The following is a 23,497-nucleotide window of genomic DNA, read 5'->3' as shown; positions in this document are numbered from 1 at the left end:
ATGGCTGCGTTCGCCCTCGTTATCGCCCAGCAGACGGTGCACCTGTACCGGTTGTATCGCGCCGGGGCAGAGCCGATCGCGACGGCGCGGACGCACGACGATCCGCTGACCTGGGTTGCCGCTCACTTGCCAGCGCGCGCCGAGTGTTCGTTGGTCAGCGACATCATGGACGAGGCTTACATTCGCAACGTGTTGCCGCCGATCTGGATGTCTGCCACTCGGCAGCAACTGCTGCAGCGGCGGTTGACGCAGCAACTGCGCGACAATCCCTACCGCGCAGCGGTTCTGGAGCCGTCCGGTTCATGGCGGCCACCTACGCGCGTGAGTCTGATCGGTTTGGGCCAAAGCGAGCGCATCGGCCAGTGGCTGCATGCTTTGACGGCGCATCACATTCACGTCAAGGGTTTGTGGCCCCTGTCGGCCCTGGTTGCGCTTTCCGTCAATCGCAAGGCGCCCCGGCGGGCACCCTCCGACACGCCCGCCGAAACCGGAAACAAGGTTCAGGTGCCCGGGATCGTCCCGCCTGTGCTCGCGCTGGTGGCCACGCCGGCGGGTTTGCGTCAGGTGCTGGTGCGGGGCAAAACTCCGCTGTTCTCCAGGCTGGCGCTGAGCGCCGGTGAGGGCAGCCTGTCGGCTGACTTCGTGCTCGCCGAAGCGCGGCGAACCATCCAGTACCTGATCTCCCAGGAGTGGATCAGCAGTACCGAGCAACCCGTGGCCACCCAGATGTGGCTTCCGTCGGACGACGAGCAGGCGCTGGAAGCCTCGCGTAGTGACCCGGCACTGGATCTGCAAATTATCGAGCCGGTGCTTGATGCCTATGCGTATTTGTTGCCACGACTCAAGTCGGCATCCGCGCAACTGCAGTTTTTGCCCGATGAGTCGCGCACCCAGTGGCGTGCAGCCCAGGTAGCCCGCACTGCGACCATCACCGGTGTCATCGCCCTGGTCGTCGCGGGCTTGTGGTCTGCAGACTTGTTATGGCTGTCCTGGGGCAAGCGCAACCTGGCGCAGCAGCAAGTGATTGGCGCTGCAGCCATCAACGCGCAGGCCAAGCAGGAAGTGCTGCGCGCCAAGGGTGACCTGAGCGAAGCCGGGCTTGCTGTGGCGACGGTGCAGGCCTGGAAACAGACGATTGCAGCCCAGCCCGACCAGTTTTCCGGCCTGCAACACCTGGCTGCTGCGCTCAGCAATGCGCGCGGGGTGGAGGTGCAGAAAATATCGTGGGAGTTGCCGCGCCTGCAAGCCCAGGTCGCCGGCGCGCCTCCCGCTACGGCTGCACCCTTCGCGTGTCCCGTGATCATGGACCCCGCCGCTCCCCCCGTGGAACCGGTCCCCGCTGCTGAACCAGCAAAGCCTGCGCTCGCCCTGTTGAGTGTCAGTGCCGAGTTGCCACGCTCGCTGACACAGAGGCAGGCGCTGGCCTTGCAGGACAGCCTGTTGACGAGTCTCAACTCGGGTGGCTGGTCAGCGTCGCTGCTCAAGTCCACCGTCACCCTGGACCCGGTGCAGGTCCAAACCGGCACCTTGGGTGAAGTCGGCGCGCGAACACTTGAGTTGTGTTTGCAGAAGGTGGCAGCATGAGCGCGTCGCAACAGTCACGGAGCATCTGGCAGATCGCGGCCAAACCCCTCGTGTGGAGCGCTGCCATGTGTATCGCCGCTGCCGCGATGGCTGGCGGTTCACATTGGCTGGCGCAAGACCTTGCGCTGGAGCAGGCGAGGGCCCAGGCGACTCTGGACGCGGCCAATTTGTCGCTGGAAAACACTCAATCGGACCGTGCAAGGCTGGAGGAAAATCTGCAGCTGTTCGGTAAGCTCAAGCAGTCCCGTTTTGCCCACAAGCCTGATCGATTGGCCATGCTGGAGACGCTGGAAAGCGCGGCGCGTGACCTGCGAAAAAGCGACCTGTCGTGGGAGCTGGGCGTGCAGGAAAAGTTGAGACCATTTACCGACGACAAGTCTGGGGAGACAGTGGCACATCTGGTACGCGTCCCGATGAAACTCGGTATCAGTGCAGTGCATGAGGAGGAATGGATTACCGTGCTTTCGCGCCTGCAGGGGGGCGGTGGCGGGTATTTCACCACTGACAACTGTGTGTACGACCGGAAAATGTTCATGAAATCTGGCGCATCAACCCCCGCTGTGGATGTGAAGTGCGAACTCTCCTGGCTTTATGTGGTGGCTGAAAATTCAGCGGTCAAGCCCCCATGACAGGGAACGCTGTGAAAATCCATGGCCTACTTCTGCATCGCGCCATGCCGTGGGTACACATTGCTGCCTGTGGCCCGCTCGCGCTGTTTGTTTTTTCCGCGCTTGCCCAGACAGGAAAACCTGAAATGCCTGTTGGAACCGATACCGGGGCGATACGGAAACTTGGGTCCCTGCTGCTCTCACCCGCGCAGCGGCGGAACCTGGAAGCAGTGCGAAACCTCAGTGCTGACGTGGAACAAGGGGTGCAGGCGCTCCCTTCTGAAAATCAGGCGTTGGCACTTCCCGATACGCTGGTCGTCAGCGGCTTTGTCGTACGCTCGGGCAATCGCAGCACGGTATGGGTCAATGACCAGCCCTTGTACGGACAGGCTTCAGTGACTCCACTGCGCACGCTGGCAGGCCAGGCCGGTGTATTGAGGCCGCTGGTGAAAGACGTCCAGCTCAAGGTCAAGCCCGGTCAGGTGGTTGACGTGCCTTCCGGGCAGGCTCTCGACATGCTGCCCCCGGGATCCATCCGAATCAATCCGCCAAAGCTGGCCCCGGTCTTGCGCAACAAGGAGTGACGATATGACTCAAAAAACTTTTACTGCCGCCCGAGAACGCTCCTTTGCCAAAGGCCGGCAGCGTGGCTTCAGCCTGATCGAGATTGCCCTGGTGCTGGTCATTGCGGGACTGGCACTGGGAGCGGGCATGGCTGCGTTGGGCCCGCAATTGATCAACAAAAAATTTTCCGACACGCTGCGCCAGATGCAGGATGCAAGCGATGCCGTCCTCGCGTTCGCCATGGTCAACCGGCGCCTGCCGTGTCCAGCCACGGCAACCAGCGCGGGAAGAGAGAGTTTCTGTACCAATCCGAATCCTGGGGCCGGTTGTGGTGCGGAGGTTTTTGCGCCCGCCACAGGCCAGGGGTCGGAGCGAGGGCGTTGTTTTACAACGGCTACTGCCAACACGGGTTTTGTGCCGGCTGCGACACTGGGCCTGCCAGGACAAAGTGCAAATGGTCTTGCGCTGGATGCCTGGGCCCGTCCCCTGCGCTACATGGTGCCCACCACTTTGAATACCACGACAAACAACGGGTCCGTCACACTGGCGATCACGCCGGCCACCTGCGCAGGGGGTGTCGCAAGCTGTTACCCCTTCACGCACGCTGACGGTATTCGCAACCGCTACTACAACCCGGTTGCTGCTCCTGTGAGTGATATTTTTGTTTGTGACTCGATTGGCGCTGCCGCCTGTGCGGGTGGCCGACAGCTCGCCAATCCGGCTTACGCTGTGTATTCCTACGGCGCCAATCTCAATGCGGCGCCGCCTGCCCTGAGCGTGGACGAGACCGCAAATACAAACAATGACAGGGTCCTGGTGTCGCGGCCCCGGTCCGAGTCGACTGCGCCGAACGGATACTTTGATGACCTCGTGGTGTGGCTGACCATCGAACAGCTGATCCAGCGCATGCAGGGAAATGGTGTACTGCCCTAGGGGCATCACCGGTACCCGCAACACAGCTGTCTCAATTCATTACCCCTTCATCATGCAAGGCCGCCGCACCGTTCTTGTTGTCGAAGACGATGCCTCTTTGCGCGATTGGTGGTCCGGCTCGCTCGAAGACATGGGTTACGACGTGCTGTCGGCTGGCTCTCCCGTGGAAGCCCTGGCAATTTCCCGCCGGACGCAGACGGCGTTTGATCTCGCCGTTCTTGATCTCGGCCTGCCGCCGCATCCCAATGAGCCGACAGCGGGCCTGGAGTTGTTGCGATTGCTGATGGTCGACCGGCCTTCGCTCAAGGTGGTGGTGCTGACGGGGCAGGATGAACCTTCCGTAGCGCTCACTGCGATAGGTCTGGGAGCTTTTGATTTCCTGAACAAACCTGCCAGCAGTCAGCGCGTACGGGAAGCCCTGGCCAGGGCGGTTTTATTCCTGCAGGCGGAAAACCAGCTCAGCATGGACGGTCAGGCGCGCATGACGCTGACCGCGCCCATCAGCGAGGGGGTGCGCGAATTCGGCGAGGCGGCGCAGGAGCGCCTGGTGCGTTCGGTGCTGGCGGAAAGCCAGTTCAATGTGGCGCAGGCGTCCCGCAAGCTGGGCCTGACGCGGGAGCACCTGTATTACTTCATGAAGAAATTCGGTATTGAAAGAGCTTCGTCGTGACCGACTTGTACGACGCAGCCGTTGCCCTGGTTGTGGCCGGCTCGAGCGTCGGCCTGACCCTGTTCTGGCTCCGCCACCTGAGCCGCCAGCACCGTGGGCGCATGGACCAGTTGCTGGCCTTGCGCGAATCCCTGCACGACGATTTGCTGGGCACCCTGGTCCTCCATCAGAAAACACTGGCCGATCTGGGGCTGCGCAGCCTGGACTGGCGCGGCAACTGGTATGGCTCGCCTGTGTTCACGCGCCTCGGCGCAAAAATACCGCTCAGGCCGCATGAAGGAGGAGCCCGTCTTTCCTTCGACGCGGAGCGGATCAGCGACCGGATTCTTCACCAGCGCTTTGACTACGACGACATCTCGCTGGAATTCCGCATCGGCCTCAAGGGACTGCGCGGAGAGCGTCACCTGTTTGCCGTCCAGGCGTCCGAAGTGCTGTTCGCGATGATCCAGGGGGCGCTGGCCGCCCGCCAGCTGGCGCTGGTGGCCGCCTCCAGTCAACGCGCCCGGGTGGGGGTGTTCCTGCAGCACGACATGCGCAACCTCGCGCAGTGGGTGCAACTGGTGGCGGAGGATTTTGGATCCGCCGAAAGCGATGCCGAACTCCTTACGCGCGCAAAACGCCTAAAAAAAAATGCCGCGCATGCCACCCAACGGGCGGAGCGCATGAGCCAGGCGCTGCTGAACCCGGCCTGGCAGGCCTCGGTGTCAGCGCCACTTGAAATGCATGGAGCGGCGGAGTTGGAACTGCTTGATCTGCCGGAGCACATCCGGCAGGCAGCAGAGTTGCATCAGGTTGAGATCGATCTGGCAGGCTCCGCGCGGGTGGAATGGGACAGTCATGCGCTGGCGGCTGTTCTGGACAATGTGCTGGGCAATGTGTCCAGCCTGTCGCGTGAGCGCATGCTCCCGGCCAGTTGCCGCATCGTGATCAAGCAAGACGCGCAGAACACCCTGGTTTCCATGGAAACAAAGCACTTGCGGCTGGAGATTCCCCTGGAAAAGCTGTTTGAACCCTGGTCCAGTTCTGGTTCGGTGAACAAGGGACTGGGCATGTACCAGGCGCGCAAACAGGCGCAGGCAGCAGGCGGGGAGCTTTTTGCGGAAACCTTGGGGACGGGCCTGCGGGTGATGCTCTCCATCCCCCTGTAAAAAATCCTGACTCCCTGATTCCTAAAACAAAAGATACATTTTCTTACCGGCGCAATTCGTGCCGTCTAATTTGGAGTCATGAATGAAGTCATTCAAAAAGCAAGCCGGTTTCACTCTGGTGGAAATCGCAATTGTGCTGGTCATTGTTGGCCTGCTGCTGGCAGGTGTCCTTAAAGGTCAGGAACTGATCGAAAGCAGCAAGATCAAGAATATTGGCAAAGATATGGACGCAGTCAGCGCCGGGGTGCTGAGCTACCGTGACCGCTACCGGGCCCTGCCAGGGGATGAAACCATCAACACGACAACGCAAAACGGCTGGGCCGCCAACGTCGGCGGTGGGAACGGCAACGGTTTGATCGGCGTCACCGGCGGCGATCCTTATGCGGTGGCTGCAGGGGAGACCGTGAATGCATTTCGCGCACTCCGTTATGCGGGTTTTATCTCTGGCAGCGCTGTTCTCGCTGGGGCCGCTGCGCGTCCGGTTCATGCCGGCGGCGGCACAATTGCGCTGGGTAACGGCGTTTATGGCTTGAGCGGAAACACGGTCTGTCTCAATGGATTGTCAGGAAAATTCGCGGGTGCCCTGGACCGGATCCTTGACGATGGTGTCAACAACACCGGTGTGATCCGCTCCTCTATCGTTGCGCCTGCTGGGGCTGCGCCTGTTGCGGCTGCCTATATTGAAGATACGCAAAATTTCTTTTTGTGCAAGCAGCTTTGATTTGCAAGACGGCACTGTGAATACCGGGCGTATGCCCGGTTTTTTTGTGCGCCCAGCATGGGCGCACTCCTGGAGGTGAAAGTCCTCCCGCGAGCTGACCACAGCGAGCGAAGCGAAACGCAACTGCATGAGGGCAACCGAGTGTGGGAAGGAAGCGTGGAACATAAACCGCGAGTCGAGGAACACGAATCGCATATGAGGCGACGCCGATCAGGGCGAGCAGGCAAGAAACTGCGAAGCTCTTGTGGTCAAGGATTGGGCGGCGTAAATGCGGCGATTGTGCGGTGAAGGAGTGCATTCTTACCTGGGGAGATCCCGCCTCACGCCTGAAAGGGTGACCGGGCAACCGGCAGCGGGAAGTCAGCAGAGGCCATAGTAGCCGGGGCAACCCGGCGAAGGGCCGAACGAGAAGGACAGTGACGAGACATGTCGCTTGGAAGTGAACAGCATCAGAAGTCTGCCGAGACGGCAGAGCGAATGGACTACGCATCGAGTGAAGCCCGAGGCGGGTCCGTGCGCGATGAATCACCAACGGCGCGGCATGAACAAACGAGCTGGGGGTCAGACCTGCTTGCGCAGGCTCTGGCAAAGCAGAATATGGCGATGGCGTGGAAACGCGTCAAAGCCAACAAGGGAAGCGCCGGCGTCGATGGACGCACGGTAGAGCAGACCGGGGAGTACCTCAAAACCCACTGGCTCGTCATCCGGCAAAGCCTGCAGGACGGCACCTACCGGCCCAGTCCGGTACGCCGCGTGCAGATACCCAAACCGGGCGGCGGCAAGAGAGAGTTGGGCATACCCACGGTCACCGACCGTCTGATTCAGCAAGCCCTACTGCAGGTGCTCCAGCCTGTGATCGACCCCACCTTCAGCGAGCACAGCTTCGGGTTTCGGCCCGGGCGCGGCGCGCACGGGGCGATCCTGCAGGCACACGGCTATGTGCAGGAAGGTTATGCGGTGGTGGTGGACGTGGACCTGGAGCAATTCTTTGACCGCGTCAACCACGACATCCTGATGGACCGGCTGGCCCGCCGCCTCACCGACAAGGTGGTGCTGCGGCTCATACGCCGATACCTTCAGGCCGGGATCATGGACGGTGGGCTACAGACGGAGCGCCACGAGGGCACGCCGCAAGGCGGGCCGCTGTCGCCCCTGCTGGCCAACGTGATGCTTGACGAGGTGGACCGCGAACTCGAACGCAGGGGGCACAAATTTGTGCGCTACGCCGACGACTGCAACGTCTACGTTAAAAGCATCGCCTCAGGCCAGCGGGTGCTGGCGGGACTCAGACGCTGCTACGCGAGGTTGCGGCTGTCGCTCAATGAGGCCAAGACGGCTGTAGCACCTGTGTGGAAACGCAAGTTCCTCGGTTACTGCTTCTGGCTCTCGCCTACGGGCAAGGTACGCCGGGACGTGGCCGATGCGGCGCTCAAACGTTACCGCCAGAGGGTGAGGCAACTCACCCGACGGCAGACCGGACGCAGCCTTCAGGAAATTGGAGCGGCGCTGCAGGCCTTCATGCCAGGCTGGAAGGCGTACTTCCAGCTAACGCAAACGCCCAGCACGTTCCGCGCCTTGGACAAGTGGCTGCGGCACCGGCTCAGAGCGATCCAGCTGAAGTTCTGGCGTCGGGGAACAACGGTGTTCCGGGAGCTTCGGGCTCTGGGGGCCTCCGTGGATGTGGCCGCGCAAGTGGCTGCATCTACCCGGCGCTGGTGGTACAACAGTGACAAGTACGTCAATCTGGTGCTGACCGATGCGTACTTCGACCGCTTCGGCATTCCCCGACTATGCTGACCTCAACTTCTCGAACCGCCCGGTGCGGACCCGCATGCCGGGTGGTGTGGCAGGGGCGCAGCCGATAATGGCTGCCCCCTATGCCGATACCCAGGGATGTTTCGCGAGTAGGCGTTGTCGTTTGGAGCGGGTGAAGGGAATCGAACCCTCGTATGAAGCTTGGGAAGCTGCCGTTCTGCCATTGAATGAGCCTCCAGTGCAGTCATTGCGGTCAAGTCAGAAACAGCCGCGCATACTTGTCGGTGGGCTGTCGGCCTGTGTTGATGAAGTCAGCCAGTGACTGAGCCACATCTTCCACGTTGAAGCCAAGCGTTCGCATACTGACCGGGATGTTGCTGCTGCGTACGACGGACTTCGCGTAGCCCTGAATAAAAGTTTGCTCGACGATGTGTATGGTGCCCAACTCGTAAAACGCCGCAATCCCCCGGATGTAATCATTTTTGTCAACGTCTGCGAAAGAAAAGGGCAGGAGCCCGTGCGAAATGAGTGCGGCATTGGCAGCCAGCCGTGAGCTGCGCTTGTTGCCGTTGGCAAAGGCTTGCAGGTAGGGAATGCGCGTCATCAGGTAGAGCGCAGCCTGGACGGGGTGAAGTGTGTTGGCGCTTGTAATGATTTGCGCCAGCGCTTTTTCGATGTAAGCCGTGGCAGGCCGAAACGGTGGAACGTAGGCCGACGCACCCAGAGTGACGTCTTCAAACTCCCGGGGCCTGCCTCTTTGGTGCGCGGGCAGAAAATGGTCCGAGTCCGCCAGTTCTGCCAGCCCATGGTCGTCCGTCAGCAGCGCATGCATGGCGCAGACGTTGTCAACGGTAAGTGCGCGGTGCGTCCACAGATATTCGGCAGCTCTTTTGTGGTTGAGCACAAGAACGGCGTCAGCCGTCGGTTTGTCCTTGTTTTTTTGCCCGTATTGAATCAACGCTTCGGTATCCAGCGCAGAGTAGGTGCCCCCTTCAAGCACCGACGAACCCCAGGAAAAATCAACTAGAAAAGTCGAGAGGTATCGCTTGTCAATCGGGTTGGCAATGGCCTGAATCTGCGCGCAGCGTTGTGCTTTGGCAGCATCGATGTTGGGCAGTGCCGCCAGGAGCTCTTCTTTGAAGTAAGCCACGGGACGTTGCTGCCATGGCATGTTGAAGTACGCGTCGATATCGGCGCGTGTGAATGGTGAGGCTGAGACATAGCGGGTGGCGCGCCCGGCCCCTTCGGCCTTGATGGCGCCCGCTTTCACCAGCTCAGCCAATCTTCTGTTGATCGTTGAGCGGCTGACAGGGCTCAGTAGCTTCTCAAGCGCTTCGGGGCTCTGCCCTGCCGGTCCAGCCGTGATGAGCAGCGCAACGATCTCGGAGGGCGTGGATTTTGGCATGATTGACAAGAATGAAATACGCTAACTTATTGAATAATAAAGATTATTCAAATTCTTGTCACAAAAACAAAAACCGCTGATTTCCTTGTCACAGGACCAGCGTGTGCATTGAGTCGAGCTGCAATCGGCGTCAAGCCATGTGTGGAGCGGGTGATGGGAATCGAACCCACGCTATTTGCTTGGGAAGCAAAAGTTCTACCATTGAACTACACCCGCGTTACCTGATTGTAAAACCACGGCGAGCCGGGTGGCTCGGTTTTTGACGCAGATGTTCAGGGCCGGAGGTAAGCCCAGCCGTCCTGCTGTTTTTTCATGATTTCAGTTACGCCGGCCGGCACGTAGCTGATGGCGGGCAACATGTCGTCCTTGCCCAGCTTCTGGCCGCGCATGGTGTTTTCGCAGGCGACAACGCGCACATTGGCTTTCATGGCGTCGGCAATTCGCCCACCAGTGGGCGAGTCCAGCTTGAGCATGCCAATGCCCGGCCCGTAGGCGACGATGGCGATGTCCACGTTGGCGGCGCCCACGTCTTCCTGCACATTTTTGGCATTGTTGAGGGCCAAGTTCCACTTGGCCGGGTCATTGTCGCTGACCTGGATCACAAGTTTGTGACGTTTTTGGCCTGCAGCCCCCGTCCCCTGGGCGTGAGCAGCTATCAAAAACGGAGTGGATAAGGCAGCAGCACCGACGATGCCGGCTTGCAAGAGGGTTCTGCGGTTCATTTCTGTATGTCTCCCATGCAAAGGTATTTCATCTCGAGGTACTCTTCCATGCCATGGCTGGAGCCTTCCCGGCCCAGGCCGGACTGCTTGACGCCACCAAAAGGCACGTGTTCGGTGGCAATCACGCCAGCGTTGATGCCGACCATACCGTATTCCAGCGCCTCGGCGACGCGGTAGATCCGGCCGATGTCGCGGCTGTAGAAGTAGCTGGCCAGACCGAACTCGGTGTTGTTGGCGGCGTCAATCGCCTCCTGCTCATCCTTGAAGCGAAACACCGGCGCAAACGGGCCAAAGGTTTCTTCTTTGGCGCACAACATGTCGCCGGTGGCCTCCGAGATCACGGTGGGCTCGAAGAACTGGCCTTTGAGCTTTTTGCCGCCGGCCAGCAGCTTGCCGCCTTTGGCCAGCGCGTCGTCCACATGGCGCTGCACCTTGTCAACGGCCGCGTCTTCGATCAGCGGGCCCTGAACCACGCCGTCTTCAAAGCCATTGCCAACCTTGAGCAGCTTGACCTTGGCCGCGAATTTCTCGACGAACTGGTCGTACACGCCGTCCTGCACATAAATGCGGTTGGCGCAGACACAGGTCTGGCCGGCGTTGCGGTACTTGCTGGCCATCGCCCCTTCGACGGCCGAGTCGATGTCGGCGTCGTCAAACACGATGAAGGGGGCGTTGCCGCCCAACTCCAGCGCCAGCTTCTTGATGGACGGCGCGCTTTGCGCCATCAGGATGCGGCCCACTTCTGTCGAGCCGGTAAAGCTGATGTGGCGCACGATATCGCTGGCGCAGAACACCTTGCCGACAGCAATCGAGTTGGCGCTGTCGGCGGTTAGCACATTGAGCACGCCGGCCGGAATGCCGGCGCGTACAGCCAGCTCGGCGGCGGCCAGGGCGGTCAGCGGGGTCAGTTCGGCAGGCTTGATGACCACCGGGCAACCGGCGGCCAGCGCTGGGGCGACCTTGCGGGTGATCATGGCCAACGGGAAGTTCCAGGGGGTGATGGCGGCGCACACGCCGATGGGCTGCTTCAAGACCATCAGGCGGCGGTTGTTGTCGAACTGGGGCAGGGTTTCGCCGTTGACGCGTTTGGCTTCTTCGGCAAACCACTCGACAAAACTCGCGCCGTAGGCGATTTCGCCTTTGGCTTCCGCAAAGGGCTTGCCCTGCTCGGCGGTCATGATGCGGCCCAGGTCTTCCTGATTGGCCATCAGGAGCTGGTACCACTTGAGCAAAATCGCATGGCGCTCTTTGCCGGTCTTGCTGCGCCAGGCCGGCCAGGCGGCGTTGGCGGCGGCTATGGCGGTTTCGGCCTCCTGGGCGCCCAGGTTGGCCACGTCGGCGAGTTTGAGGCCGGTGGCGGGGTCGTTGACGTCAAAACGGGCCGCGCCCTGGACCCACTGGCCGTTGATCAGGGCGTCGGTTTTGAACAGGCTGGGGTCTTTGAGCAGGGAAATGGGGGAGGTTTTCATGTCCATGGGGAATGTCCTGGAAAAGGGGGGTATCTGGAAAAAGAGTGGGGTATCCGGGAGATGGCTTGATTTTGACCGGTTTCGGGCCAGGGTGTCTTGTGGCCGCTTGCTTCCCGGGTGCCGGGCAGGGGCGGGCGCTCAGCGCCGGCGCCCGCGCAGCCATTCAAGCAGCAGCAGGAGCGTTGTGGTGAACAGAATAAGCAATGTGGCCACGGCCGCGATCGTGGGTGAAATATTTTCCCGGATACCTGTGAACATCTGCCTCGGCAAAGTGGCTTGCTCCGCGCCTGCCAGGAACAGCGTGACCACCACTTCATCAAACGACGTGGCAAACGCGAACAGCGCGCCGGAGATCACGCCCGGCGCGATGACCGGCAGAGTGATCCTGAAAAACGTGCGCAACGGTGTTTCGCCGAGGCTGAGCGACGCGCGCACCAGGTTGTGGTTGAAGCCGGCGAGCGTCGCCAGCACGGTGGTCAGCACAAAAGGCGCACCCAGGGCGGCGTGCACCACAATCAGCCCGAAGTAACTGTCGGCCAGACCCAGCGGCGCGAAATACAGATAGGTGGCCACACCCACCACAACGATGGGGACCACCATGGGCGCGATGAGAATGCCCATCAGGAGGCTCTTGAACCGGAAGTTGGCTCTGGACAAGCCGACGGCGGCCAAAGTGCCCAGTGCGGTGGCAATCAGGGTTGCGGCAGGCGCCACGATGAAGCTGTTTTTGGCAGCCCGGGCCCATTCAGGTGAATCCAGCAGGTTGTGGTACCACTTCATTGACCAGCCCGGGATGGGGTAGGTCAGAAAAGAGCTGTCTGAAAAAGACAGTGGCACCATCACCAGGATGGGAGCCAGCAAGAAAACCAGAATGGCAACACAGACGGCGCGCACCAGCCACCAGCCGGCCTTGTCTGCCAAAGTGGCATAGCGGGGAAAGACTGGGCCTTTGATTTTGAACATGGTGAGCCGGTGTCTGCGTCTGTAAAAGAAGAAAAAAATGTCAGCCAATGCTGAGCTCGGCCTTGCCGATGCGCCGGTAAACGCTGTAAAGAATCATCGTGGCCACCAGCAGCACGGCGCCCAGCGCACAGGCCATGCCCCAATTGACTTCGACGTTGGTATAGCGGGCGATGTAATAGCTCAGCATCTGGTCATCAGCGCCACCGAGCAGGGCGGGGGTGACGTAATAACCTATCGAGAGAATAAAAACCAGCAGCGCGCCGGCGCTGATGCCGGGATAGGTCTGCGGTACATACACCCGAAAAAAAGCGGCCAGCGGCGCGCTGCCCAATGAAACGGCGGCCCGCACGTAAGTCGCCGGCACGTTTTTCATCACGCTGTAAAGCGGCAAGATCATGAAAGGCAGCAGGATGTGCACCATGGCAATCACCACGCCGGCGCGGTTGAACAGCAGCGCCAGGGGGCTGTCAATGAGGCCAATACCCATCAGCCCCCGGTTGACCAAGCCTTCAGATTGCAGCAGCACAATCCAGGCCGCCACGCGTACCAGAATCGATGTCCAGAAGGGCACCAGTACCAGGATCATCAAAAGATTCGCCTTGCGTGCCGGCAATGAAGCCAGCCACCAGGCCAGGGGGTAGCCCAGCGCCAGGCAAAAAATGGTGACCACAAAACTGATCTGGAAGGTGCGCAGCAAGATGGCGCCGAACGCCCGCTGCTCTGGCGGCATGCGCTCCACCTTGCCTTGGCTGTCGCGCTGCAGGTCCACCGACGCCAGCAGGTAGTCGGGTGTCCAACGGGAGCTGTTTTTGGCGATGGCTTGCCAAAAACCAAGCTCCCCCCAGCGCGGATCAAGCTCGAGCAGCCTGGCCTGTATTTCCTCTGGCGAGCCCGTGACAGGCAGCGCGCGGTAGGTGCTCATCACGAGGGAGCGCGCACCGGGCACCTCAGAGTTGAGGCGGCGTGCCAGCGCGCCGGCATCTGAACTGTCGGGAAGGTGGCTCAGGTCCTCCACCAGCGCCGAGTAACTTGCAGGTGCGGGTGGCGTCTGGGCGTTCCAGTCCTTGAGGCTTTGCACCGTCCGTGGCAGCGCGGCCACCACTTCCGGGTTTTCAACGGCGCGTTGCAGCAGGGCCGCAATCGGAATGAGCAGGGTCAACAGAAGAAACACCAGCAGGGGCACGGTAAGCGCAAAGGCGCGCCATTTTCGCCGTGCATCCGCGCGCGAGAGCGCGCGTCGCAATGCGAGGACGTCACCGCCCTGAAGGCGGCCCTGGCTGGTGGTACTGCTCATGGGGGTGCTTGCTCCGTCGGCTTATTGCGTGGCCCAGGAGGCAAAGCGTTTTTCAAGCGCCTCACCCTGGTCGGCCCAGAAGCCGACATTCATCTGGATGGCCTCTTTCGCATTGGCTGGCGACGTTGGCAAATCATCCAATACCTTTTTGTCGAGCTTGGCCAGGGCCTTGTTGTTGACCGGGCCATAGGCAATGTTCTGGGCATAAACAGCCTGCGTAGCGGGCTGGCTGGCGAAGGCAATGAATTTCATCGATGCGTCCTTGTTGGGGGCGCCTTTGGGAATGACCCAGTAGTCCAGGTCATAAATGCCGCCGGGCCAGTAGATCTTCAGGTTGCGGCCCTCGCGGTTGGCGGCGTCAATGCGGCCGTTGTAGACCGTGCTGAGGGCGACGTCACCGGCCACAAGGAACTGGGCGGGCTGGGCGCCAGCCTCCCACCACTGGATGTTGGGCTTGAGCTCTGTCAGCTTGCGAAATGCGCGGTCGGCACCGTCCTTGGTACCCAAAACTTTGTAAACGTCGGCGGGTTTGACGCCGTCGGCCATCAGCGCGAATTCCAGGTTGTAGCGGGCGCCTTTGCGCATGCCGCGCTTGCCCGGGATCTTCTTGACGTCCCAGAAGTCTGCCCAGCTGGTGGGGGCGGTTTTGACTTTGTCGGCGTTCCAGGCCATCACGGTGGACCATACAAAAACGCCGACGCCGCATTCCTTCACAGCGGCCGGCAGAAAGTCGGCCTTGTTGCCGATCTTGCTGAAATCGATTTTTTCAAACAAGCCTTCGTCGCAGCCGCGCTGTACGTCGGGTGCTTCGACCTCGACCACATCCCAGGTGATCTTTTTCGTCTCGACCATGGCCTTGATCTTGGCCTGCTCTCCGTTGTATTCCACGGCAACAATTTTGGTACCCATTTTTTCGTAGGGCTCGTAATAGGCCTTTTTCTGGGCGTTGGCATTCGCGCCGCCGAAGTTCACGACGGTGAGCTGCTGCTGCGCAAGCGCAGGTAAGGCCAGGCACGAAGCCACGGTGATGGCGATGATGTTTTTCTTCATGGTGCTATTTCCTCGGTGGTTGATAAAGGTAAAGGTGACGTTGAAAATGGTGAGAGAGAAAGCGCTTACGCCGCGTAGATCCGCGTGAACGCAGCTGGGAATTCCAGATGCACGGTCTCACCCGGTTGCGGCGGCGCCTGGCCATTCAACAGCGTCAGGGGCAGCTTGACGGTCGCTTCTGCCTGGCCGGCACCGACATCACACAGCAGCCGCAAGTGATCGCCGAAATAAATGATGCGCGCCACGCGGGCCGGCAAAACATCGACCGATGAAGCCGGCGCCTGGCGATGCAACATAATGCGCTCCGGCCGGATGTAGGCCTCGACCTGCGCACCGGCAGCGGCTTGATTGACGTTGATACCGTTCAGAACACGGCCACCCGGCAATTCAATGCCAGCCGTATGTCCCTTGCCTTTGAGTACCGTGCTGTCACCGACGAAACCGGCAACAAAACGATTGGAGGGCGTTTCATACAGTGTCTCTACCGGCGCCAGCTGCTGGATTGCACCATCGTTGAAAACGGCTACCCGGTCGCTCATCGTCAGCGCTTCGCCCTGGTCGTGGGTGACATAGACAAACGTCACGCCCAGTTGCTTGTGCAACTCCTTCAGTTCAATCTGCATGTGCTCACGCAGCTGCTTGTCAAGTGCGCCCAGCGGTTCGTCCATCAGCACCAGCTGGGGTTCGAACACCAGTGCTCGCGCCAGTGCAACGCGCTGCTGTTGCCCGCCCGAAAGCTGTCCGGGCAGGCGATCCGTCATGCCCGACAGGCGGACCATGTCGAGCGCGCGCTGCACGCGGCTCACCTGGTCGGCCTTCGAAACCTTGCGAACAGTGAGCGGATAGGCCACGTTCTGGCCCACCGTGAGGTGGGGAAACAGCGCATAGTTTTGAAACACCATGCCGAAGTTGCGCTTGTGCGGCGGCGTGCCTGTGATTTGTGCGCCATTGAGAAAAATCTCGCCCGCCGTGGGGGACTCGAAGCCGGCCAGCATCATTAGCGTGGTGGTTTTCCCCGATCCCGAGGGGCCCAGCAGGCTCAGGAATTCCCCGCGACGAATGTCAAGGTCGAGCTGCTGCACAACAAGCTGTTCGCCGTCATAGGTTTTCTGCACGCCTGAAAAGCGCACCAGGACATCGCTATCGGTCATCGTCTTTCCTGAACTGGTCACGGAGATCAACGCGATGCGGTGAAACTGTCGGCCAGAATTTGCAGGCCTTCGTCCAGCAGGGCGTCGGATGCCGTGAGGGGAACCAAAATCCTGATCACATTACCGTAGGTGCCGCATGAGAGCAATATCAAGCCACGCCGGGCGGCTTCGGTGACCACGCGTTTGGTCAGTGCCGCGTCAGGGCGGGCGAGGTCCCCATTTTCAAAGAGTTCGATGGCCACCATGGCACCCAGGCCGCGCACATCGCCAATGGCGGGTTCTTTTTTCGCGATAGCGTGCAAACCTTTGAGAAGGTGGGCGCCCATTGTCTGGCTGCGTGCCAGGAGCTTTTCATCCTCGAAGACCTTGAGCACGGCCAGCGCGGCTGCGCAACCGATGGGGCTGCCGGCGTAGGTGCCGCCCAGGCCGCCGGGGCCCGGCGCATCCATGACATCGGCCCGGCCGACCAGGCCCGAGATGGGGAAACCCCCCGCCATGGATTTGGCGAGGGCAATCAGATCGGGCGCCACCGGCCATTGTTCGCTGGCGTACCAGGTGCCAGTTCGCCCCGCACCCGTCTGGACTTCGTCGGCAATCAGCAGGATGCCATGCCGGTCGGCCAGCGCTTTCAGGCGGCTGATGAACTCGGGTGGGGCGATGTAAAAGCCTCCCTCGCCCTGCACCGGCTCAATGATGAAGGCCGCCACGCGCTCGGGCTCCACGTCATTTTTGAGGATCTGCTCGACCGAGTGCAGCGCTTGGTCAATGCTCACGCCGTGCAGCGCGTTGGGGTATTCCGCATGAAACACCTCGCCCGGGAAGGGGCCGAACCCCAACTTGTAGGGCGCCACTTTGCCGGTCATGCCCAAGGTCATATTGGTCCGGCCGTGGTAGCCACCCGTGAAGGCAATGATGCCGGGGCGCTTCGTGTAGGACCGCGCCACCTTGACCGCGTTCTCGACCGCCTCGGCGCCGGTTGTCAGTAACAAGGTCTTTTTGGCGAAATTGCCGGGCGCCAGGGCATTGAGCTTTTCCGCCAGTTCAACATAGGGCTCATAGGCGACCACCTGAAAGCAGGTGTGTGTGTAGAGGTCGAGCTGGGCTTTGACCGCGGCGATGACTTCAGTATGCAAGTGGCCGGTGTTGAGGACGGCGATGCCGCCAGCGAAGTCGATATAGCGGCGGCCTTCTACATCCCACAGCTCGGCATTTTTTGCCCGGCTGACAAAAATCTCGTGTGCCTGGCCCACGCCGCGTGTCACGGCGGCTTGGCGGCGCGCCATCAGGGCGGCGTTGTTGGAGGTTTGAGTTGACTGCATGATGAAAGTGATTTCCGGGTTTAAGAAGGGGATGAGCGGACTTTAGAAGTCCGCGCCAGGCCCGTCCATGTACACCTTTGCGTTCTTTTCAACATACTGTGCAGGTCTAGAATCCTGTACATGGATTCCCCAACCCGGTGCGTGAGAACTGCTGTGCACAATCTGCTCTTTTTGGTTTTTTGATGCTCACACTCAGCCCGGAGCTGCAAACCCCACTGGTGAGCCAGATCGTTGACGGCCTGCGTGGGATGATTGCCGGGCAAGCGCTGAAACCGGGGGTCAAGCTGCCTTCCATTCGCGCTTTTGCCGCCATGCATGGCGTCAGCGTCTTCACCGTGGTGGAAGCTTACGACCGCCTTGTGGCCCAGGGCTGGCTTGTTTCCCGGGCCAACGCCGGGTTTTTCGTCAAGCGCAGGGGCGATGATGGTGCGTCGGGTGCGCCGTATGCGCTGCCCGAACAGCCGAAATTTGACGCACGCTGGTACCTCAAGCAGATATTTGAAAACCGCAACCTGCCGATGAAACCGGGTTGCGGCTGGTTGCCGCACGATTTCCTGTTTGGGGACGCGCTTCGCCGCAGCATGCGGCACCTGTCAGCGGACGGCTCCTCCCTGGAAGGTTATGGCCTTCCCTACGGGCATATGGCACTGCGGATGATCATTGCGGAGGCGCTTGCTGAAAACCAGATATCGGTCGAGGTTGACCAGGTGCTGCTGACGCAAGGCTCCAGCCAGGCGCTGGACCTGGCGGCCCGGCAGCTCGTGAAGCCGGGTGACACGGTGCTGGTCGACAGCCCCGGTTATCCCAACCTGATGTTCATGCTGCGTTTTCTGGGCGCCAAGCTGGTGGGTGTGCCGCGTACCCCCACGGGTTATGACCTGGTGGCGCTGGAGGCGCTGCTGGCGGTGCACAAGCCCAAGGCCTTTTTCACACAACCCCGTCTGCAAAGCCCGACCTGCTCGGTGGCTTCGGCGGCCCACCTGCACCGCCTGCTGCAACTGGCCGAAGCGCATGGGTTCACACTGGTGGAAAACGATATCTACGCCGACATGGACCCCACCTCACGGTCCACGCTGGCCAGCCTGGACCAGTTGCAGCGTGTCATCTATATCGGCAGCTATTCCAAGACAATTTCGCCGAGCCTGCGCGTGGGTTACCTGCTGGCGCGAGGGGAGTTGATCGAGGATCTGGCCCAGCTCAAGATGATTTCGGGGCTCACATCTTCGGACATTGCCGAGCGGCTTACTTTCGGGGTGGTGACCGACGGCCGCTGGCGCAAGCACCTCAAGTCGCTTCGTGAAAAGCTGGCGCTGGCACATCGCAAGACCGAGAAGAACCTGACCGCGCTGGGATTCGAGCTGTTTCATGAGCCGGGAGCCGGCATGTACCTGTGGGCTCGGCATCCGGACCTTCCCGACAGTTCCGTCCTGTCCAAGGAGGCTACGCCCGAGGGCATCATGCTCGGCCCGGGGCAATTGTTTCTGCTGGAGCCCCACCCGACGGGGTGGCTGCGCTTTAACGTGGCTTTCAGCGACGATGAGCGCTTGTGGCGATTCCTGTCCCACCGGATTGATCTGGGCCGGCAGACCGCCCAATAGGCGGACATCCCCCCAAACCTATAATCGAGGGCTTAGCCAGCGGGCGAGCCCGAGGGGCGCCTGCCTTGCCAAAACCAATCTTCCAGACCATGAGCCATCCCACCTCTACGCCAGCTTCCACGCCTGCATTCACCGTCGCCGACATCCGCAAGACCTTTCTGGACTTTTTCGCGTCCAAGGGGCACACCGTGGTGGCGTCGAGTTCGCTGGTGCCGGGCAACGACCCGACCCTGATGTTCACCAACTCGGGCATGGTGCAGTTCAAGGACGTGTTCCTCGGCACTGACAAGCGCCCCTACGTGCGCGCGGCGTCTGTGCAGGCCTGCCTGCGTGCCGGCGGCAAGCACAACGACCTGGAGAACGTGGGCTACACCGCGCGCCATCACACCTTCTTCGAGATGCTGGGCAACTGGAGCTTTGGCGACTACTTCAAGCGCGAGTCGCTGAAGTGGGCGTGGGAGTTGCTGACCGAGGTTTACAAGCTGCCGGCGGATCGCCTGCTGGCCACCGTGTATGAAGAGGATGACGAGGCCTACGACATCTGGACCGAGGAAATCGGCCTGCCGCCCGAGCGCGTGATCCGCATCGGTGACAACAAGGGCGGCCGCTACAAGTCCGACAACTTCTGGATGATGGCCGACACCGGCCCCTGCGGCCCGTGCTCCGAGATTTTTTACGACCACGGCGACCACATCCCCGGCGGCCCGCCCGGCAGCCCCGATGAAGACGGCGACCGCTTCATCGAGATCTGGAACAACGTGTTCATGCAGTTCAACATGGCCGAAGACGGCTCGGTGGCGCCGCTGCCCGCACCGTGTGTGGACACCGGCATGGGCCTCGAACGTCTGGCCGCCATCCTGCAGCATGTGCACAGCAACTACGAGATAGACATTTTTGCCGAGCTGATCAAGGCGGCATCACGCGAGACTGGCGAAAAAGACCTGGGCAACAAGAGTCTGTTCGTGATTGCCGACCACATCCGCGCCACCGCCTTCCTGGTGAGCGACGGCGTCAACCCGTCCAACGAAGGCCGCGGTTATGTGCAGCGCCGCATCATTCGCCGCGCGATTCGCCATGGCTACAAGCTGGGCAAGAAGACGCCGTTCTTCCACAAGCTGGTGGCGGACCTTGCACGGTTGATGGGGGACGCCTACCCCAAGCTCAAGACCGATGAAAAGCGCATCACCGCCGTGCTCAAGGCGGAGGAAGAGCGCTTCTTCGAGACGCTTGAAATCGGCATGACCATCCTGGACACAGCCCTGGCCGGCGGCGCGAAAGTGCTGCCTGGAGACGTGGCCTTCAAGCTGCATGACACCTACGGCTTCCCGCTGGATCTGTCAGCCGATGTCTGTCGCGAGCGTGGTGTCGAGGTAGACGAGGCCGGTTTCAACGCCGCCATGGACAAACAGAAAAACCAGGCGCGTGCGGCCGGCAAGTTCAAGATGGACCGCGCGCTGGAATACTCCGGCGAAGGCAATACCTTCACGGGTTACGAGAGCCTGGAGGCCAGCGGAAAAATTGTTGCCTTGTACGCCGACGGCGTGCCGGTGGTGGCGCTCAAGACCGACCAGCAGGGCGTGGTGGTGCTGGACACCACCCCGTTTTATGCCGAAAGCGGCGGCCAGGTGGGCGACCAGGGCGAGCTGGTCAGCGGCTCGGCGCACTTCGAGGTGGGCGACACGCTCAAGATCAAGGGTGACGTGTACGGCCACCACGGAAGCGTGGCGCAGGGCACGCTGAACGTGGGCGACCATGTGTCGGCACGTGTCAACCTGGCCGTGCGTGCCGCCACCGTGCGCAACCACAGCGCCACACACCTGATGCACAAGGCCTTGCGCGAAGTGCTGGGCGACCATGTGCAGCAAAAAGGCTCATTGGTCGATGCCGAAAAAACCCGTTTCGACTTTGCTCATAACGCACCGGTGACCGATGAACAGATTCGCGAGATCGAGGCACGCGTGAACGCCGAGATCCTGGCCAACGCCGCGACCGATGCGAGTGTGATGGACATGGAAGCGGCGCAGAAAACCGGCGCCATGATGCTGTTCGGCGAGAAGTACGGCGACCAGGTGCGTGTGCTGAGCATTGGTTCGAGCAAGGAGCTGTGCGGCGGCACGCACGTGGCACGCACCGGCGACATCGGCTTTTTCACCATCACCGCCGAGGGCGGCGTGGCGGCTGGCGTGCGGCGCATTGAGGCCGTCACCGGCCTGGCGGCGCTCAACTATGTGCAGGCCATGGAAGCCACCCTGGGCGGCGTGGCTGGCACGCTTAAGGTCACGCCGCACGAAGTGCCGGCCCGGGTCAGCAGCCTGCTGGAGCAGATGCGCGATCTGGAAAAAGAGCTGACGGCCATCAAGGGCAAGCTGGCTTCGGCGCAGGGTGACGAGCTGATGTCGCAGGCGATCGACGTCAAGGGCCTGAAGGTGCTGGCCGCCAGGCTGGAAGGCGCAGACGCCAAGACCTTGCGCGAGACCATGGACAAGCTCAAGGACAAACTGAAAACCGCTGTCATTGTGCTGGCCGCCGTGGATGGCGACAAGGTGCAGATCGCGGCAGGCGTGACGGCCGACAGCGTGGGCAAGGTCAAGGCTGGCGAACTCGTCAACTTTGTTGCGAAGCAGGTAGGCGGCAAGGGCGGCGGCAAGGCCGACATGGCCATGGCCGGCGGCACTGAGCCTTCCAGGCTCGGCGATGCGTTGAAGTCTGTCCAGGCCTGGGTGGCCGAGCGGACATGATGGTTGAATGCTACAAAAACAATAGCTGGTGGCGTAGGTGAAACAAGGGCTGAAGGCGGTTTTTGCTGCGAACTTGGTGTTGCTGGCCTTTTCGGCCGCGGCTGCGGCCGCGCCGCAAGAGGTGCACTTTTACAGCCTCGACGGAACAGCACTCAAGGCCTGGGTGTTCCAGCCCGCCGGACAGGCGCCCAGAGGCACAGTGATTGCGCTGCACGGCTGCGGCGGCCTCTACGCGACGGTGGGTTCCCGTAAGGGTGAGCTGAACGCTCGGCACCAAGCCATGGCCGACCTGCTAGTGGCCCAAGGTTATGCCGCAGTGTTTCCCGACAGCCTCACGCCGCGTGGCGAGACGGAGCTGTGTACGCAGAAACTTGGCACCCGCAACATAGACCAGGCGCAACGCCGTGCCGATGCGTTGGGAGCCCTGGCCTGGGTGGCCGTGCAACCGTGGGCAAAAGCTGAGCACATTGCCTTGCTGGGCTGGTCGCATGGCGGCAGCGCTGTGCTCTCCGCCACCGACGTGTCGCGTGCCGACGTACGCGGGCAGACCGTACGGCCCGCGGTGGCCATCGCGTTTTACCCGGGCTGCAGCGCCGCGCAGAAGTCGGGCTACAAAAGAGGCGTGCCCCTGGTGCTGATGCTGGGTGAAAAAGACGACTGGACGCCACCGGCTCCGTGTATTGCACTGGGCAAAGCCGTCGGCGCCGAAGTCAACGTCTATCCCGACAGTTACCACGACTTCGACAACCCGGCCGGCCGCTTGCAGGTGCGGATGGATGTACCCAATGGCATTCACCCCGGTCAGGGCGTGCAAGTCGGCCCCAATCCGGTGGCACGCGAAGCTGCCTACGCGCGGCTGCGCGAGGTGCTGCACAAGGCTTTCCAGTAGCGCTCAGGCCGGCGCCAGTTCCCGCAGCTCCTGCAAACTGGCGACGGTACGCAGGCAGGCCTGCGCCACCTCTTTGCCTTTGACCACAAAGTGCTCGCTGAAGAAGCGGCGGTGCTCTTCATGTTCGTGGAAATGGTGGGGTGTCAGCACCGCCGAAAACACCGGCACGCCGGTGTCGAGCTGCACCCGCATCAGGCCGCTGATCACGGCGTCGGCCACAAACTCATGGCGGTAGATGCCGCCGTCCACCACCAAGCCGCAAGCCACGATGCCGGCGTAGCGCCCTGAGCGTGCCAGCTGCTGCGCATGCAGCGGGATCTCGAAGGCGCCTGGCACCTCCAGCAGGTCAATGTTTTCCTGCGGCACGCTGTGCTTGGCCATTTCTGCCAGGAAGGCGTCGCGTCCCTGGTTGACGATGTCGGCGTGCCAGCCGGCCTGGATGAAACAGAATCTGGCGGGGTGTTGTTGCGGCAGTGTGGCCGCCCGGGGATCTCTCTGACTCATGGGCTTCTCCTGAAAACGGTAACCAGAAATCAGGGCGCACGAGCCGGTGGCCCCGGCAGGCCGGCGCGCAGGCGCCAGCCCACAGCGGGGCCATGGACTTCGCGCTCTCTTTCATCCGGACTGTGACCGTCGGCTTCGGAGTTGAACCGAATCTGCTGACCCCGGCCTCCGTGAAGAAGCCGGGCGCTCGCGGGCTGATGCGCTTGCACGCAAACACCGCCGGTGGGGAATTTCACCCCGCCCTGAGAACGCTGCCCCGGCAAAATGGCCAGAGCGGGGTAATCATAAGTCCGACGGGAGTGACGTCAACGCGCCCCTTTCTGACCGCCCTACGGTGCGTAGGGAAACGAAGGGACGTTGAGAAATTGTGCGGTTTTCAGGCAGCTACAGGGTTGTTCGCCTGCCCAAAAAC

At 61.4% G+C, this 23,497-nt stretch carries 20 protein-coding genes, 1 tRNA gene and 1 riboswitch; of the genes, 11 read left to right on the top strand and 10 right to left on the bottom strand.

Annotated elements, in window-relative coordinates; translation table 11 throughout:
• From ABI660_RS03315 to ltrA, 8 genes are all read left to right on the top strand, one after another.
• The gene (locus ABI660_RS03315; RefSeq protein WP_348064922.1) at positions 1 to 1,584 is read left to right on the top strand and encodes a hypothetical protein; all 1,584 of its coding nucleotides are present in this window, start codon (positions 1 to 3) and stop codon (positions 1,582 to 1,584) included.
• On the top strand, positions 1,581 to 2,213 hold the full coding sequence (locus ABI660_RS03310) for a hypothetical protein (RefSeq protein ID WP_348064920.1): 633 nt from the start codon (positions 1,581 to 1,583) through the stop codon (positions 2,211 to 2,213). The genes ABI660_RS03315 and ABI660_RS03310 overlap by 4 nt, the downstream gene beginning before the upstream one ends.
• Before the next feature lie 272 nt (positions 2,214 to 2,485).
• A complete protein-coding gene (locus ABI660_RS03305; protein WP_348064918.1) occupies positions 2,486 to 2,776 on the top strand; it encodes a hypothetical protein in 291 nt (96 codons plus the stop codon).
• A 4-nt stretch (positions 2,777 to 2,780) separates the two neighbouring features.
• Positions 2,781 to 3,689, top strand: a complete 909-nt coding sequence (locus ABI660_RS03300; protein WP_348064916.1) for a type II secretion system protein — start codon at positions 2,781 to 2,783, stop codon at positions 3,687 to 3,689.
• A gap of 52 nt (positions 3,690 to 3,741) precedes the next feature.
• Positions 3,742 to 4,359 carry a response regulator gene (locus tag ABI660_RS03295; protein WP_348064914.1) on the top strand — a complete coding sequence of 206 codons (618 nt, stop codon included), beginning with the start codon at positions 3,742 to 3,744 and terminating at the stop codon, positions 4,357 to 4,359.
• Positions 4,356 to 5,507 carry a hypothetical protein gene (locus ABI660_RS03290; protein ID WP_348064912.1) on the top strand — a complete coding sequence of 384 codons (1,152 nt, stop codon included), beginning with the start codon at positions 4,356 to 4,358 and terminating at the stop codon, positions 5,505 to 5,507. The genes ABI660_RS03295 and ABI660_RS03290 overlap by 4 nt, the downstream gene beginning before the upstream one ends.
• Positions 5,508 to 5,589: 82 nt before the next feature.
• Positions 5,590 to 6,228, top strand: coding sequence for a prepilin-type N-terminal cleavage/methylation domain-containing protein (locus ABI660_RS03285; RefSeq protein WP_348064910.1), 639 nt, complete (start codon positions 5,590 to 5,592; stop codon positions 6,226 to 6,228).
• Between the two features lie 477 nt (positions 6,229 to 6,705).
• Positions 6,706 to 8,025 carry a group II intron reverse transcriptase/maturase gene (gene ltrA, locus ABI660_RS03280; protein ID WP_348065037.1) on the top strand — a complete coding sequence of 440 codons (1,320 nt, stop codon included), beginning with the start codon at positions 6,706 to 6,708 and terminating at the stop codon, positions 8,023 to 8,025.
• Positions 8,026 to 8,236: 211 nt separating this feature from the next.
• On the opposite strand, the gene ABI660_RS03275 is transcribed toward ltrA, so the two are convergent.
• The 9 genes from ABI660_RS03275 to gabT form a co-directional block, all read right to left on the bottom strand.
• Positions 8,237 to 9,388, bottom strand: a complete 1,152-nt coding sequence (locus ABI660_RS03275) for a Fic family protein (protein WP_348064908.1) — start codon at positions 9,386 to 9,388, stop codon at positions 8,237 to 8,239.
• 142 nt (positions 9,389 to 9,530) lie between these two features.
• Positions 9,531 to 9,604: transfer RNA gene (locus ABI660_RS03270), tRNA-Gly, on the bottom strand.
• A 56-nt stretch (positions 9,605 to 9,660) separates the two neighbouring features.
• The gene (locus ABI660_RS03265) at positions 9,661 to 10,110 is read right to left on the bottom strand and encodes a DsrE family protein (protein WP_348064907.1); all 450 of its coding nucleotides are present in this window, start codon (positions 10,108 to 10,110) and stop codon (positions 9,661 to 9,663) included.
• Positions 10,107 to 11,585, bottom strand: a complete 1,479-nt coding sequence (locus tag ABI660_RS03260) for an NAD-dependent succinate-semialdehyde dehydrogenase (protein ID WP_348064905.1) — start codon at positions 11,583 to 11,585, stop codon at positions 10,107 to 10,109. Before ABI660_RS03260 ends, ABI660_RS03265 begins: the two co-directional genes overlap by 4 nt.
• Before the next feature lie 132 nt (positions 11,586 to 11,717).
• Positions 11,718 to 12,542, bottom strand: a complete 825-nt coding sequence (locus ABI660_RS03255) for an ABC transporter permease (protein WP_348064903.1) — start codon at positions 12,540 to 12,542, stop codon at positions 11,718 to 11,720.
• Between the two features lie 40 nt (positions 12,543 to 12,582).
• Entirely contained in the window at positions 12,583 to 13,836 is a 1,254-nt protein-coding gene (locus tag ABI660_RS03250) for an ABC transporter permease (protein ID WP_348064901.1), read from the bottom strand.
• 21 nt (positions 13,837 to 13,857) lie between these two features.
• Positions 13,858 to 14,886 (bottom strand): ABC transporter substrate-binding protein, encoded by a 1,029-nt coding sequence (locus ABI660_RS03245; RefSeq protein WP_348064899.1) that lies wholly within the window; start codon positions 14,884 to 14,886, stop codon positions 13,858 to 13,860.
• Positions 14,887 to 14,951: 65 nt separating this feature from the next.
• Positions 14,952 to 16,037: an ABC transporter ATP-binding protein gene (locus ABI660_RS03240; RefSeq protein ID WP_348064897.1), complete on the bottom strand. Its 1,086-nt coding sequence runs from the start codon at positions 16,035 to 16,037 to the stop codon at positions 14,952 to 14,954.
• Positions 16,038 to 16,063: 26 nt separating this feature from the next.
• On the bottom strand, positions 16,064 to 17,356 hold the full coding sequence (gene gabT, locus ABI660_RS03235; RefSeq protein WP_348064895.1) for a 4-aminobutyrate--2-oxoglutarate transaminase: 1,293 nt from the start codon (positions 17,354 to 17,356) through the stop codon (positions 16,064 to 16,066).
• Between the two features lie 182 nt (positions 17,357 to 17,538).
• Between gabT and ABI660_RS03230 the strand changes: the two genes are divergently transcribed.
• From ABI660_RS03230 to ABI660_RS03220, 3 genes are all read left to right on the top strand, one after another.
• Complete coding sequence (locus tag ABI660_RS03230; RefSeq protein WP_348064893.1) at positions 17,539 to 18,954, top strand: PLP-dependent aminotransferase family protein; 1,416 nt, start codon at positions 17,539 to 17,541, stop codon at positions 18,952 to 18,954.
• An 89-nt stretch (positions 18,955 to 19,043) separates the two neighbouring features.
• Positions 19,044 to 21,692, top strand: a complete 2,649-nt coding sequence (gene alaS, locus ABI660_RS03225) for an alanine--tRNA ligase (RefSeq protein ID WP_348064891.1) — start codon at positions 19,044 to 19,046, stop codon at positions 21,690 to 21,692.
• A gap of 37 nt (positions 21,693 to 21,729) precedes the next feature.
• Positions 21,730 to 22,581 carry a dienelactone hydrolase family protein gene (locus tag ABI660_RS03220; RefSeq protein ID WP_348064889.1) on the top strand — a complete coding sequence of 284 codons (852 nt, stop codon included), beginning with the start codon at positions 21,730 to 21,732 and terminating at the stop codon, positions 22,579 to 22,581.
• Positions 22,582 to 22,584: 3 nt separating this feature from the next.
• Here the strand turns inward: ABI660_RS03220 and ABI660_RS03215 are convergent, their stop codons facing one another.
• The gene (locus ABI660_RS03215) at positions 22,585 to 23,085 is read right to left on the bottom strand and encodes a 6,7-dimethyl-8-ribityllumazine synthase (RefSeq protein ID WP_348064887.1); all 501 of its coding nucleotides are present in this window, start codon (positions 23,083 to 23,085) and stop codon (positions 22,585 to 22,587) included.
• Between the two features lie 99 nt (positions 23,086 to 23,184).
• Positions 23,185 to 23,339, bottom strand: a riboswitch (FMN riboswitch).
• Between the last annotated feature and the right edge of the window lie 158 nt (positions 23,340 to 23,497).

This window comes from Polaromonas sp. (assembly GCF_039930745.1).
Classification (GTDB): Bacteria; Pseudomonadota; Gammaproteobacteria; order Burkholderiales; family Burkholderiaceae_C; genus Polaromonas.
This window is presented reverse-complemented; position numbering and strand designations above follow the sequence as displayed.

Excerpts from the sequence above, each read along its gene's own strand:
- ABI660_RS03230 (WP_348064893.1), top strand. The coding sequence starts at position 17,539 with ATGCTCACACTCAGCCCGGAGCTGCAAACCCCACTGGTGAGCCAGATC.
- ABI660_RS03275 (WP_348064908.1), bottom strand. The coding sequence starts at position 9,388 with ATGCCAAAATCCACGCCCTCCGAGATCGTTGCGCTGCTCATCACGGCT.
- ltrA (WP_348065037.1), top strand. The coding sequence starts at position 6,706 with ATGGACTACGCATCGAGTGAAGCCCGAGGCGGGTCCGTGCGCGATGAA.
- ABI660_RS03245 (WP_348064899.1), bottom strand. The coding sequence starts at position 14,886 with ATGAAGAAAAACATCATCGCCATCACCGTGGCTTCGTGCCTGGCCTTA.
- ABI660_RS03260 (WP_348064905.1), bottom strand. The coding sequence starts at position 11,585 with ATGGACATGAAAACCTCCCCCATTTCCCTGCTCAAAGACCCCAGCCTG.
- ABI660_RS03300 (WP_348064916.1), top strand. The coding sequence starts at position 2,781 with ATGACTCAAAAAACTTTTACTGCCGCCCGAGAACGCTCCTTTGCCAAA.
- ABI660_RS03315 (WP_348064922.1), top strand. The coding sequence starts at position 1 with ATGGCTGCGTTCGCCCTCGTTATCGCCCAGCAGACGGTGCACCTGTAC.
- ABI660_RS03240 (WP_348064897.1), bottom strand. The coding sequence starts at position 16,037 with ATGACCGATAGCGATGTCCTGGTGCGCTTTTCAGGCGTGCAGAAAACC.
- ABI660_RS03215 (WP_348064887.1), bottom strand. The coding sequence starts at position 23,085 with ATGAGTCAGAGAGATCCCCGGGCGGCCACACTGCCGCAACAACACCCC.
- ABI660_RS03250 (WP_348064901.1), bottom strand. The coding sequence starts at position 13,836 with ATGAGCAGTACCACCAGCCAGGGCCGCCTTCAGGGCGGTGACGTCCTC.
- ABI660_RS03285 (WP_348064910.1), top strand. The coding sequence starts at position 5,590 with ATGAAGTCATTCAAAAAGCAAGCCGGTTTCACTCTGGTGGAAATCGCA.
- gabT (WP_348064895.1), bottom strand. The coding sequence starts at position 17,356 with ATGCAGTCAACTCAAACCTCCAACAACGCCGCCCTGATGGCGCGCCGC.
- ABI660_RS03255 (WP_348064903.1), bottom strand. The coding sequence starts at position 12,542 with ATGTTCAAAATCAAAGGCCCAGTCTTTCCCCGCTATGCCACTTTGGCA.
- ABI660_RS03295 (WP_348064914.1), top strand. The coding sequence starts at position 3,742 with ATGCAAGGCCGCCGCACCGTTCTTGTTGTCGAAGACGATGCCTCTTTG.
- ABI660_RS03310 (WP_348064920.1), top strand. The coding sequence starts at position 1,581 with ATGAGCGCGTCGCAACAGTCACGGAGCATCTGGCAGATCGCGGCCAAA.
- alaS (WP_348064891.1), top strand. The coding sequence starts at position 19,044 with ATGAGCCATCCCACCTCTACGCCAGCTTCCACGCCTGCATTCACCGTC.
- ABI660_RS03265 (WP_348064907.1), bottom strand. The coding sequence starts at position 10,110 with ATGAACCGCAGAACCCTCTTGCAAGCCGGCATCGTCGGTGCTGCTGCC.